The sequence below is a fragment of the Pseudarcicella hirudinis genome, assembly GCF_900115665.1.
GTDB lineage: Bacteria > Bacteroidota > Bacteroidia > Cytophagales > Spirosomataceae > Pseudarcicella > Pseudarcicella hirudinis.
Genome location: NZ_FOXH01000017.1, coordinates 94,551 through 107,610, shown reverse-complemented (window position 1 = coordinate 107,610; position 13,060 = coordinate 94,551). Strand labels below are relative to the sequence as shown.

At 36.9% G+C, this 13,060-nt stretch carries 5 protein-coding genes; all 5 read right to left on the bottom strand.

Features of this window, described 5'->3' with window-relative positions:
- Positions 1–55: 55 nt before the first annotated feature.
- The 5 genes from BM179_RS22000 to BM179_RS21980 all read right to left on the bottom strand — a co-directional run bounded on the left by BM179_RS22000 (position 56) and on the right by BM179_RS21980 (position 13,050).
- Complete coding sequence (locus BM179_RS22000; RefSeq protein WP_092019335.1) at positions 56–1,984, bottom strand: glycoside hydrolase family 127 protein; 1,929 nt, start codon at positions 1,982–1,984, stop codon at positions 56–58.
- 210 nt (positions 1,985–2,194) lie between these two features.
- Positions 2,195–6,598 (bottom strand): cellulose binding domain-containing protein, encoded by a 4,404-nt coding sequence (locus tag BM179_RS21995; RefSeq protein WP_092019334.1) that lies wholly within the window; start codon positions 6,596–6,598, stop codon positions 2,195–2,197.
- Positions 6,599–7,569: 971 nt separating this feature from the next.
- Complete coding sequence (locus BM179_RS21990) at positions 7,570–8,913, bottom strand: TolC family protein (RefSeq protein WP_092019333.1); 1,344 nt, start codon at positions 8,911–8,913, stop codon at positions 7,570–7,572.
- Entirely contained in the window at positions 8,903–12,022 is a 3,120-nt protein-coding gene (locus BM179_RS21985) for an efflux RND transporter permease subunit (protein WP_092019332.1), read from the bottom strand. The genes BM179_RS21990 and BM179_RS21985 overlap by 11 nt, the downstream gene beginning before the upstream one ends.
- Positions 12,023–12,030: 8 nt before the next feature.
- The gene (locus BM179_RS21980; protein WP_092019331.1) at positions 12,031–13,050 is read right to left on the bottom strand and encodes an efflux RND transporter periplasmic adaptor subunit; all 1,020 of its coding nucleotides are present in this window, start codon (positions 13,048–13,050) and stop codon (positions 12,031–12,033) included.
- Positions 13,051–13,060: the final 10 nt, after the last annotated feature.

The following is a 13,060-nucleotide window of genomic DNA, read 5'->3' as shown; positions in this document are numbered from 1 at the left end:
GAAAATATACTTTTAACTTGTAACTATATTAATTGACTCATATTAAACCATTCCACTATTTTAAGTCCCAATAAACTACATATCGTTCGTGGTGGATATTATATAATGGTTGCAAAATAATACCCTCCTTTTTGGCCTTAAACGTAAGTGGTTGATCAGCCATTGCCTCGATTGATTCGGCTATGTTCTGATTATTTATATCCAGCTTAGTAACTATATTAGCGGGAACATTATATTGATAAGTATAATAATCGTTGTATTTGTTTGGGTCTGAATAAGGTGCTGGCGATTCCATTTGTACCGAACCTTGCTTACCTGCCAACACGATAGGGCCATATGTAATAGATACTTTGCTGGAATTGTCGTTTGTAGCCTTCAATTGAAGTTCCATCGGAAAGGATATTTCTACTATGTCATTGGGTTTCCAGATTCTTGACAATGTAGAATAGCTCCCCGCAGATGTTTTGATTTTTTGTGGTTTCCCATTAAGTAAAACACTCATAGATTTTGCCCAAGAGGGAAAACGAAAATGAAGTGCCAAGGGTTGAGTAGGCGCTGTTGTAATTATAAAACGAGTTTGCCCTGATGCAGGGAAAGATGTTTCTTGCTGTAGCGTCAGGCCTTTTTCTTTCCAATTGAGTTGGGAAGCAATGAACAAATTGATAAAAACGCCATTATCATCATGGTAATAAATACTCTCTCCATATTTAGCATGATTTTCAAATCCACTGCCAACACAGCACCAAAAAGAGTTTTCGGGCGTACTGTATACTTTATGAGCTCCCGCTAACATCGGTAAAAAGTAGGAAACCATACCCGTAGCAGGGTCTTGCTGACCTAAAATATGATTAAATAAGGCTTTTTCATAGTATTCAATATACTTCATTTCCCTTGTATGGGTAAACAAATGCTTAGTAAGTTTGAGCATATTGTACACATTGCAGGTTTCTCCTGTATAACCTGTCAGATGTTTAGAAAGCTCATCTGGTTTGAAGAAGTGTTCTTTATCACTATTACTACCTGTGGCAAAAGTATGGTGTTCTATTACAGTATCCCAAAAGAATTTGGCAATAGTATCGCTGTCACCCAGACCATCTAATTCGTAATTCCGAGTAAGTCCCAGTAGCTTTGGGATAAAGGTATTGGCATGTTTTGGAGCTAAAATATCTTTTCGTTGTTTTAACAGATCAATGATTTCATTATGGTAGAAGAATTGACCAAGCCACTGATATTCTTTCTTACCGGTAATAGCATATAGATTATAAAAAGATTCATTAATACCTCCAAATTCATTGCGAAGCATAATTGACCGTTGATTAGAATCAACATTTTGTAGTTTTTTATAGGCCCACATACCCATTTTTTCAGCTACGTTAAGGGCTTGTTGATTATCGCAATATAAATACTGGTCGATAAGGCCAGAAAATATTTTGTGCAAAGTATACCAAGGAGCCCATACACTTTTTCCTGCTATATTACGATTGATAAGCTCTTGGGGAAAAGCACTCAAATAGCCTTCTTGATTTAACACCGCTTGTACCTCGGCAAGACCTTTTACTAGACTATCACTTTTTAGTTTGTAGTATTCATCACCTGTTTGTGCATACATCAAGGCCAATCCTGAAAGCAAATGGCCTGTGGTATGTCCTCGTAAATCACAGTCAAGAGATTCCCAACCTCCATATTTCTTTATTAAAAAATATCCACCCTCGTTGGCATCAAAAATACCTGCATTGTTGCGGAAACTATGTAATAATTGTCTGGTATTTAACCGACGGAGCCATGCTTGTTCTCGCAGCATATTATCTTTAAAACGACCATCCAGTAATCGGACATTGTGCAAATCAAAAGCGTAAACCGCTGGAGTAAATTTATCATTCAATGCAAATTTACCTTGATGCTGGCCAGGATAATGTGACTGTGCTTGACAGAGCTGTCGATATAAAAAAATCAAACAAATAAATAAGATTCTGGAATTGCGCATACTTTTATTGTTACGGATACTGTTACGAAATAACTTTAGTGATTGAAAGATGCAATACGTTTGGTTGGATACCCCTTACATTATGTTTTTTATAAAATTTTTATTTTAGAGAGATAAGAAAGCAGGAGGTAATGCGGAGGATTTATACAAATGACAATCGATTAGAAAATAGAATCAAGAACTCCAAAGGAGCTCTTGATTCAGCAAACATTATCTTTGTAAGATAACTTTTGAAGTTGGTAACTGATTTATTTGAATAAGATACACTCCATTTGTTAAAGATTCAGGTAAATCTATCGCTAAAATATTTGAATCGGAGTTTGAAACGGTTTTAGTTAAAACCTTCGCGCCTGAAAAATTATAGATTTGGATTTGTACTTCCGATTCGAGAATAATATCACTTGCAATTTTTACATAGCAGGTATTACTGTTGACAGGATTGGGATAAGTATATAAATTCGGGGCCGGGTTTCTTTCTGATGATCCCGTTACGACGAGGCTATTGTTTCCGATAGCTGAAACAGGCTCCTCACCAGCAATTAATATTCCTTTGTGGTATAATGTTATGTGTTCATTTAATAATAAAGCATTATTATTGGAATAAGAGTAATCGTCACTCTGATTAAAATCAGACCAATCTGACTTTGCTATTCTATAGTTAATATTACCTGAATTAGACAAAGGGTATAGGGTACCTGCTGATTCGTTGAAACCTATTTCAAAGTAAGTATCTCCGCCTTGGCGTGTAGGATTAACACTTACAAAGTTTCCGGAAACTTTGTCATTTCCTAGCTTAATATAATCAAAAAAAGCATTGAGATTAGTGTTTCCTTCTTTTGTAAACCAATATCTTACTTTTATATCCTTATAATCAAGTTGAATATTCCCATCATTATTGATTGACATAAAAGTGCTTATTGTATTATAGTTAGCTACTGTTTTTGAATCTGCATACACATTGATTTTTCGTAAAAAGGTAGCTTCTGAAGGTTCTGTTCCCCAAATCAGTTTCCCATTTCTGTAAGCTGTAATTTTATTTTGAAAAACAGAGGAAGGTGCATCTAGCCATGAATAATCATCAGTTTCGTTTAATAAACTCCAATCGGCATTAGCCAATCTCGATTGAATAACGCCAGAAGTCGCATTGGCATTTATGTCACCAGCAGATGATAGAAAGCTATACTCTATATAGCCCAATGCTCCATTACGTGGTTTTTGTAAAGAAACATAAGTCATTTTTACATTATCATTGCCAATAGGCGAATAATCAATAAAAGTGTTAATACCGGTATAATTCTCAGGTGTAAACCAGTAACGGATAGTAATTTCATGCAATGGAATTGCCTTTGTACTTTCATTCACCAAAGTTAAGTATGGCTTAATTTGATTGTTGGAAGTGTTTCCGTCACCATCCTGATACTTGATTTTTAAAGTTGATAGTACTGTAAAAGTTTGGGAAACCGCACTAGCAGGATTATATGTGGTATTACCTGTCTGTGAAGCAGTGATGGTTACGTTTCCGATTCCAACAATGCGTATTCTATTATCAATAATTTTTGCGACTGTCGTATCAGAGCTAATGTAAGTTACGGTTAAGCCGGAAGAAGCTATTGCTCCTGCTTCGAAATCTGAATCATCAATATATTTGGTTGAAATGTGCCCAAAGTTGATAACTTGTTTTTCTTTTACTACAATCGTTAATGCGATATTATTTGAGCCAAATTCGTTTGAAGCTCCAATAGTAACGGGAAATGTTCCTGCAAGAGTAGGTGCTCCCGTAATGATACCAGTACAAGTATTTAAAGATAATCCCGTTGGTAAATCAGAAGCAGATATTAGCGTTGGATTATTATTGGCTACAATGACATAATTTACAATAGAATCTATGGAAGTAATAATGTTGGCAGGGCTGGTAATTTGTGGCGCATAGCCGGCAATACCATAAAATTCAATTTCTGCAACGTTTCCAAAACCATTATTAGGTGATAAATAACGTATATATCTGAATGTTGAGTTATTATTGATGATTTGTTCGGTCATAGTACCGACTGTTGGTGCGGTTGAAACTGTAAACAATGTCGTTGGGTTACTAAAGTCTACAGAGTTTGAACCTTGGAAAATACCACCAACCATTCTGCTTGGATGAGTTGCTCTTGGAGCAAAGCTGATTTTTGTGATAGTACCTAAAACGCCTAAATCATAACCAACCCATGCTGAACCTGTAGCAGCATCGAAAAAAGTATTAATATCGCCATCCATTGCTGCTTCCTTGGTAGCAGTGGCTACGTTTTCCCATGAACCTGCTGTACCGATTATTGTTCCTGAGAGTTTATTCGGGATTGATAAACTATTGGCAGTTGCATTTGAACTTTCACCAAACTGATTAACTGCAGAAACTACATAAAAAACATTATTTGCAGTGCAATAAGTAATACTTGAATCTGCATAGGCATTTGTAGCTGCTGTACCAATAGTGGTATAAGTACCCGTACCTGAATTTGCTCTTTTTATATTATAGGAAGTTGCACCTTCTACAGCATTCCAATTTAAGATTACTTTTTTATTTGCACGATTAAGCTTTAATCCTGTTGGCGTCGATGGAGTATTATTACCTGCTAGTATAGTCCCGGAGGTTGCTATATTGTCAAAATATGCTGTGGTCGGAGATGTAGTTGTCCAGCCATTACTTACAAATAACCCCGCGTAATAAGAAGAACTTGACATAGGAATTGTAGCCGAACCTACTTCAAACCATGTTACGCCATCCTGTGATTGATATGCTGTAAAGACGTTACCCGTACGTTTTAGCTTAAACCATACTGTAAGCCAGGTATGTGTATTTCCATTAGTCCAGGACCCACTCCCTCCGGTCGAAGTACGGCGGGTAAACCATACTTTTCTAAAACCGTTATCATGAAGACCAATTGATGCCATTGTAGCATTTGGACTAAAAGATTCTCGCATAATGATACCAATTCTATCTGCATTGCTCCCTGATAAATCTGCATCATGTAAACGAGCAGAGATTGTAAAATCGCCGGATGCATTTACATATGCATAACCATGACTGTCAGTAGTACCGCCAAAAGATGACCCTGTACCATTTATGATAAATGTTTTGTTATTCACACTGTTGTAAGAAGCTGTGGCAGTAACTGGTACTGTACCAATATCTCTTAATGCCCAATCCTGGGGCATTGTAGCGCTGCCGTTTACAGGAGCAATGCTTATTACAGAAGAATAGCTACTCGTTCCTGCACTATTGATGGCAGCAACACGGTAATAGTAAGTTGTACCGTTTGTTAGATTTTTATCTACATAAGTTAGTTTTATTTCATAATTATTGGTTGCGATGGTTTGAAAACCACTTCCGGCAGAGGTTGATCGTTGTATAACATAACCACTAGCGACATCTCCTGCCGGAGGTGTCCAGGATAATTCTATTCGAGATATACTTGCTTTGGCAGTTAGGTTAGTAGGAGCAGCTGGGGTTGATAGTGTTGTAAAAGGAGATTGGGTAGCATCTAACGTAAAAGACAAGGCATTATAACCAGAGTATTCGCCGGATGTTGGATAAATACCCCGTAGTTTAAGCATTGCTTTTGTATAAGGTGCACTTAGTCCTTTTCTCACCACATAATGATTATAGACAATCTCAAGCTGTGGATTGGCAGAAATTCTATTAGACCACAGAGAAGCCGGATAATAAAAATGATTATTGACACAATCGTTGTATTCTGTCCAGCTGCCAGGGTAATTCAAGTTATGTTTACTGAAATACTCAAATGCCGCTAATAATCGATTGTTTGCATAACTAAATAAGTCGATGCCTTGATTATAAGCAGACTGGCAAAACTCTGCTGCACAACCCGGACCAATCTCAGCATGTGGCTGGTCTCGTCCCATTTCGGCTATTTGCCCGGTAGGAAATGGAATCATGTTGTTGATATTTCCACCTCCGGCACCATTTTTATAATAATCGACGGCCTCATTAAATTTTGCCTGGTCATCACAAAAAATCCCGATATAAAGAATATTTGCAGCAGCAGGAAAATCCCAGCCAGACCAACTTCCGCAACTACCGATGAAATTATGACACGCAGGGTAGAAGTAATTAAGACACATATACTTGAATCTATCTATATCTGCCTGAGCCCAACCGGGATATGTACGGGCAATCTCTGCCGCCTGCACCATTGTCATAATCGGTAATTGGAATAATTCGCCTGTTACAACTGCATTAATTTTACCAGACCATGCGTTTAAAATATTCACAGCGCATCTGGCATAAGTAGTGTCGCCCGTTACATGCCAACGCAATAAATTATAATAGGCAGCTGTTGCGTCTCTGGCAGCTTGTTGACGAATACCATTAGAACCACCTATGGTTGTAGAAGGGTTTGCAACATAGGTTTTTTGAGCCTTTGAATCCTGAATCATATTATTCCAGCCATCAATCCAGGGGTGTTCCTGCGCTAAAACTTTTGCTTTTATCCTATTCAAATCTGCCATTGAGTGTACTCCTCCCGGATGTACAAAGGTCTGGGCGTTCAGCATATTAGCATTGGTAATAATCATTGTCAGTAAGACAATTAAGTATTTGATTTTTTTCATAGCAATAAGGCTTTGTTTTTTCAAAGAGATTATAAAAAAGTTTCTCAGATTATATTTTAGAGAAATTGTGTATTAACAGATATTAATATACGTAATGTGTTTTATGCGTTTTCCTCTATATATCTCTTCAAGGAAAATGTTGGAAATACTGAATACACCGTGATCCGGTATTGTTTTCAGAAACTGTAAGTTGTTTTTCATAAGCTGTTTAAAGAAATTTAATTAAAATTTGTCAATACAATGCCTGCGCACTTATCAGGTGCGAAATCTATTCTGAAATGAAATTGATTGATAGAATGGGAGTGGAATGCGTTTATTCTATCTTTTGTGCTTTTATATCATAATGTCTTTTGTTAATGTTTGTTTTTATAGTAATTAATCGATTAAGCATTAATTTGTGATTTTGAAAATCATGGAGTTTCTTATTTATTCTTCAGAAATATTCAATAAGATGATTTATATTTTTCATTATATACTGAAATAGTCAATGATAGATTTTTCATACTCTTTTTGGTTGAAAAAATATAAAAAAATTCAGAAACTATCGACGTGCTGAGTTTTGATATCCAATTAATCAAATAAAAAAGCCATCAACATATCATGATACTGAACCCTAAGAGTAGATTTTGGAATAAATTAATACGGATAATAAGTAGATAGACATTCACTTCTCCTATGAGCAACTCTGTTCACAATATAGGTTTTTGTTTCTTGTTATTTACCTTTGAAAGTTACTTTGTCAGTCAGGTTTTAATCTGTTCGGAAACCAATAACTCAACATTGGTTATGGCTACAAAGTCTCATGATTCTGGCATAAGTATTCAATAATTTGCCATGATAAACAATACATGTTTCATTGATTTTATCACCGTCATCGTAAAAGCTCCTTCGGAGGGATTTAACATTTGCTATAAGTCAAAATCAGCAACTAATACACGGAGTATCAGTTGCTGATGAAAAGAGAAAGTTGTTTACTTGCCAATCAGACTATTTAGTTCTGCGACAGCCATTAAATAAGATAATTTGGCTGAATAAAGATCGACTTCGGCTTGTGACAAGTGGGCTTGTGCCTCAAGTATCTCTGTTTTTATATTCATCCCTGATGCATTTTTATCGGTTTGTTCTTTGAGGGCATTGTTGCGGTACTTCACTACTTTTTGGGCAACACCAATCAGAATTTTTGATTGATCAATTTTTCGCCAAGCTTTCGCCAATTCACTATTCAATTGATTTTTGAGATAAGAAATATTCTCTTCTGCCTGCTTTACTTGAAAAGTTCTTTGGGTTAATACTTCTTTATTGGTAAAAAGATCTTGCAAATTCCATTTTAAATTTAACCCAACAAATAGATTCACTGTTGGTAAAATCGGATTTCCGAATTGATACGAGTAACCGGCAATAGCACCTACATCCGGAATATTTCCTTGTTGTGCTGCTTTTACGCCAAGTAAAGCTTTTTCTTTGATTAGCTGTGCTATTTGTAAATCTGGGTTGGCGACTGCATCATTTTTGTATTCATTCAATACTTTAAGTGATTCTTCCTTCAAGTCAGTATCTCTCAACACTAATGAATCAACATTAATATTACTTAGGTAGCTCAAATCACTAAGATAATCTTGCGCTTGAATTGTCAGTTTCATATGGTTTTGTTCTTCTTCTGCGATACTTGCTTGCAGGCCAGATATGCTTACGCTGATTATTTTTCCAGCATTCAAAGCTCCTTCAGCATCATAGAGTTTGGCTTTGACAAGTGCCAGATTTGCCTTTGATTCTTCTGTTTTTTTCTGCACGATTAATACGCCATAATACAGTTTTTCAATGGACAAACGCAATTGCTGACTGGCTTTTAGTTTTTCTTTTTCCGTTAGTTGAATATCAAGACGATTGATGTCTATACCTGTTTTTATTTTCGTCTGCTGACTAATGGGCTGATATATAGACAAACCTAAGCCATAAGTATTGCGTTCACCGAGGGTAAATCTGCTACTTTCTTGTGGCAACAATTGCTCGAGTCCCGTATTGGTTGTTACAGAGCCAAGTACCCCCGCAGGAATGGTAAGTTCTGCAAGTTTGAAGTTGTATTGATAGTTTCCATCCAGAGAAGCCGCAGGGTATTTTTTAATATTATCTTCTCTTAGTTTACTCTTTTTTTCCAGAATTTGCCAGTCTTTAATCGTAAGTAATTGATTAGTTTTCATGGCTGATTCTATCAACTGTTGTAAAGAATATATTTGCCTCGACTGTGCTTTCAAGCCAAAAGCATTCATTAATAAAATGAGTAGCAATAAAATATTGCTTTTGATATTAAACTTCATGGAAAACAAGTGTTTTTGAATCTTGTAAAAATTGATTTTTATCTTTTGGCTTCATCCAAGCAATGTACAGCACTGGCACAGTCAGCAATGCCATAATCATACTCCAGATTACTCCGAAAGCAAGCACGCTGGCAAGCGGGGCCCACATGGCAGATTTAGAAATAATCATTGGCATTACTCCGATAGCCGCCGCCATTGCTGTAAGAAAAATAGGCCGTAAGCGACGTTGAGCTGCAAGGATAGACGCTGTTCGGATGTCCATACCTTGTTTAATCAAGATATTAGTATAGTCCACTAAAATAATGGCATTCCGAACTACAATTCCAGACAGTGCAATCAAACCAATGAAAGCCGTAAAACTAAAGTTGTTTCCTGTAATGTATAAACCGAAGATTGCTCCAAACAAACTCAAAGGAATTGTAAGCATAATAATGAATGCTTCTTTGAGGTTTTTGAACTGGAAAAGTAAGATAAAGAAAATAAGAACTAAGCTAATCAGCATGGCACTTACCATATCTACAAATACCTCATCTTTATTTGCTTCTTCGCCGCCGTATTCAATTCGGTAACCACTTGGCAATTTTAATTTATCTATATCGCCTTTGATTTCACTGAGTAATTCGGCAGGCAAAACATTCGGCATGGTTTCGCTTTGTACTGTTAGAGTTCTTACGCCGTTGCGGTGCATTATTTTTCCCGTTTGCCACTGCGGAATCAGGTCAGAAATCTGTCGAAGTGGTACTTCTTCGTTGCTAACAGGCGATGTCAGATAGATATTTTCTAAATCTTGGGTATCTTTTCGATAGTCTTTGTCTAATCGTAGTACAATATTGACAGGATTATTTCCTTCATAAATCGTAGAAACCGGATAACCACTAAAACCAGTATAAACCATTTGAGCAATACCTGAAGTAGTAAAACCAAGTTTTTGGGCTTCTTCTTTTACTCTTATATCAATGCCATAGCTATCTTCTGCAAAATCATTTCTTACTAAAACACTGCCCTTACTTTTCTTTAAAATACTTTCTATCTGGCTACCGATGGTTTTAAGTTGAGCAATGTCTTCACCGACAATTCGAACTTCTACAGGAGCAATCAATTGCGAACCTTGTTGCATCAGTTTTACAAAGAAAGTACCTTCGGTAGTTAAGGTTTTTACTTTTTCTCTGAGCTCTGCGCTTAACTCTTCGGCGGTTTTTTCTGTGGTGGTATTTACCAGAATGATCGCATAATTGGGAGTTGGTACTTCAGGGGCGAAATTGTAATAAAACCGTGGAGCAGATGTCCCGACAAAAGTAGCGTAAGAATTTACTCTGTTATCAATTTTGATAAGTTTTTCGGCTTCTAGAATTACCTCTTGAGTTTCGGCAATCTTTGTACCTGTAGGCATCCATACTTCTATGATAAATTGATTGCGTTCTGCTGGTGGGAAAAAGAGTTCGCGGACACCATTAGTCATTAAAAAATATGCTACCACTATTGATCCAGTACTTCCCAGTATGGTAAGTTTTGGAAATCTAACACAGCAGTCTAATGCGACATTGTAGCCATCTTGCATATAGGTCAATACTGATTTCTTTTCTTTCTTCGGGCTACTTTCGTCACTTGTTGAACTATTACTATGCAAACCTTTTTTGATAAAAGTATAGCATAACAAAGGTGTAAGTACCAAAGCCACAAAGTAAGAGGCAATTAAAGCAATGGCAACCGTAATGGGCAATGTATAGATAAATTCACCTGTTGATCCTCTAAGTAAAACCATTGGCATAAACGAGGCAATAATGGTAATAGTAGCTGTCAGAACCGGAATGATGAGGTCGTAAGCACTTCGCCAGGCTGCATCCCATCTGTTTACACCTTCGTCTAACAGTTCTACATAATTATCGGCAATAACGATGGCGTCGTCAACGACCATTCCCAGCACCAATATTAATGCAGCCAATGAAACCTGGTGTAATTCAATCCCGAAGGTATTCATCAAAGCAAAAGTTAAAGCAACAGTTACAGGTATTGCCATTGCTGCTACCGAGGCAATTCTGAAAGGTAATAACAGAATAACTACTATTATCACCGAAACAATTGCCAGAAAAAACTCTTTGATAAAGTGTGAAATGTTTTTATCAACCAACGTGGGTTGTGATACCAAAGTAGTTACTTTGATACTGGAAGGAATCAGTTTTTGTACATCCTTGATTTTTGCATCTACTTTTTTTCCAAAATCTACAATATTATTACCCTCGTGCATTTGTATTGAAAGCAACATAGCCTTATTGCCGTTCACTGTAATAATGCTTTCCGGTTCCGCATAATCTCTTTGTAATGAGGCTATATCTCCCAATTTCATGCCTGCCCCAGTCGAAGAAGTACCAATGATTTGGTTGGCCAGGTCGTTTTCTGTATGATAATGCCCACTGGTATAAAGAGACGTTTCGGTATTTTCGTTTTTTACTTTACCAGTAGCATTAATGCTGTTTTGAGATTGTAACAAATTAACTACTTGCCAGAGATTGATACGATAGCGAGATAATTTTTCTGAACTCGACGACACTACAATTTCTTCCTGTTGTTCTCCAATGCGTTTTACTTTTGAAGCCTCGGGCAAAGTGCGAATAGAGGCTTCCATTTTTTGGGTATAAACCTTTAGTTGTTCATAGGTGGCATCGTTACTTTCTAAGGCAATTACCATAGCTTCGGTATCTCCAAAGTCGGAATCAACAATTGGGCCTTGTACTCCTTTGGGTAAATCTACCTCTTTTGAAATTAAAAGCTGATGTCTGAGCTTATTCCAAAAGATATCAGGTTGTTTTACTTTTTCGGTAAGTTCAACATTGATTACTGCTATTCCGTCTTTGGTAGTAGAATAGGTTTTGGTTTTATCTACTTCTTCATATTGAAATAGATATTGCTCTAACTTTTTCGTTACTTGATTTTCTACCTGTACGGGTTTTGCTCCGGGAAACAGGGCAATTACAAGCCCCTGGCGAATCGTAACTTTAGGATCTTCTCTACGAGGCATTTCAAGTAATGAATTTACGCCAATGGCAAATAGCATCAACAAGACCGAGAGCGTGAGATGCTTATATTTAAGTGCTGCTTCAATAAAATTCATGATACTGATTATTTTGAAAGAGTGAAAAGTGACCCGTCTGAAAGTTTCGTTTGCCCGGATGTTACGACGGTTTCTCCCGGTGATAGTCCGGAAACCACTTCAATTTTGTCATTGATTATTTTGCCTAGACTTACATTACGCTTGAAAGCCTTGTGAGAAGCCTTGTCAATCACATAAACATAATTCTGACTATTTGCATCATTGCCAATGCAAGACGATGGTAGTAAAATACCTTTCTTTTGCCTGGGATTATTCAATGTTACTTCTGCAATCATTCCAGGACGAATGTGCAAACCCTTGTTTTCTATAATGATTTTTACAGTAAATGCCCTGGTATCCGGGTCGGCTAAGGCCCCTACTTCGTTTACGTTTCCTTCAAAAGATTTGTCTAATGCACCGATATAGATATTGGCTGCCTGTCCGATCCGGATATGTTGGAGTTCTGATTCAGGAATAGATGCCAATACAAGTACTTTTTGAATATCTGAAAGTATAAATAACGGAGTCCCCACGCCTACAATTTCTCCGACTTCTGTTTGCTTATTTAGCAATACGCCACTAATGGGCGAATATAACTTAGTATCTTCTACATTTTTTGCTTGAAGTTTTTGCTGTAATTGGGCTTCTTTAAGCGAAAAAGAGATTTTCGAAAAGTCACTTTCACTAACGCTGCCCATTGTACGTAATCGGTCTAATCGATTGTATTCATCGTTTGTAGCATTTACCTGTACATCCGAAAGTTGCTTGGCAATTAAATAATTACTGGGATCTAAACTGGCAATTAACTGCCCTTTTGAAATATTTTGTCCCTCTTTTGTGCTGATACTTTTTATTTTGCCTGCTACCATAAAACCCAAGCGGACAGTACTGAAGCCTTCAATACTACCGCTGATAGTGATTTCATTCTTCAAACTTGTTGCAGCTACCTGTTCTGTTTTGACAAGAATGGTCTCTTCTTTTTGTACCTCTTTCGTTTCGCCACTGCATGCTATTAGCAATAGGGCAAGTGGCATGATATAAAATTTCATGTGTTTGTTA

What these genes read in the sequence shown, in the direction of transcription:
- BM179_RS22000 (WP_092019335.1), bottom strand. Translation starts at nt 1,984, where the DNA reads ATGCGCAATTCCAGAATCTTATTTATTTGTTTGATTTTTTTATATCGA.
- BM179_RS21995 (WP_092019334.1), bottom strand. Translation starts at nt 6,598, where the DNA reads ATGAAAAAAATCAAATACTTAATTGTCTTACTGACAATGATTATTACC.
- BM179_RS21990 (WP_092019333.1), bottom strand. Translation starts at nt 8,913, where the DNA reads ATGAAGTTTAATATCAAAAGCAATATTTTATTGCTACTCATTTTATTA.
- BM179_RS21985 (WP_092019332.1), bottom strand. Translation starts at nt 12,022, where the DNA reads ATGAATTTTATTGAAGCAGCACTTAAATATAAGCATCTCACGCTCTCG.
- BM179_RS21980 (WP_092019331.1), bottom strand. Translation starts at nt 13,050, where the DNA reads ATGAAATTTTATATCATGCCACTTGCCCTATTGCTAATAGCATGCAGT.